The sequence below is a fragment of the Pedobacter agri PB92 genome (genome assembly GCF_000258495.1).
GTDB lineage: Bacteria > Bacteroidota > Bacteroidia > Sphingobacteriales > Sphingobacteriaceae > Pedobacter > Pedobacter agri.
The window spans coordinates 1-369 of the sequence record NZ_AJLG01000366.1; the positions used below are offsets into that span (position 1 = coordinate 1).

A 369-nucleotide genomic window follows, 5' to 3' on the forward strand; every position below is an offset into this window, starting at 1 on the left:
ACCTGCAAAGGCTAAAAACGCAGCTGATAAAATTAACTTTTTCATGGTATTTTGATTTAAATGAAACTGCCGAAACAATTTCGTGGTTCTACTTGATTTAAAGCGCAGCCGAAGCTACGCTTTGGTTAATTATGCCTTTAGAGGCGATTATTATTGAACTGGTTTACCGTCTTTATCAATTTTCACAGAACCAGTTTCTGCTTCTTTTTTAACATTGATAAGGTAGTATTCTTTTGTACCTTCTTTAACAGCCCAGGCTTCAGTAGCCTCCCAACCTTTATAAGCGTCAGATTTTAATGCTGTTGTAACTGGCTCAGGTAATTCTTCCAGTTTAACTGGAGTTTTAACTGCGCTATCTTGAACTGCAAC

General features: G+C 37.1%; 1 protein-coding gene. It reads right to left on the reverse strand.

The features are described from left to right. Positions 1–150: 150 nt before the first annotated feature. Positions 151–369: hypothetical protein (locus ON09_RS23905; RefSeq protein WP_010603601.1), on the reverse strand; the 219-nt coding region annotated here is incomplete at its 5' end.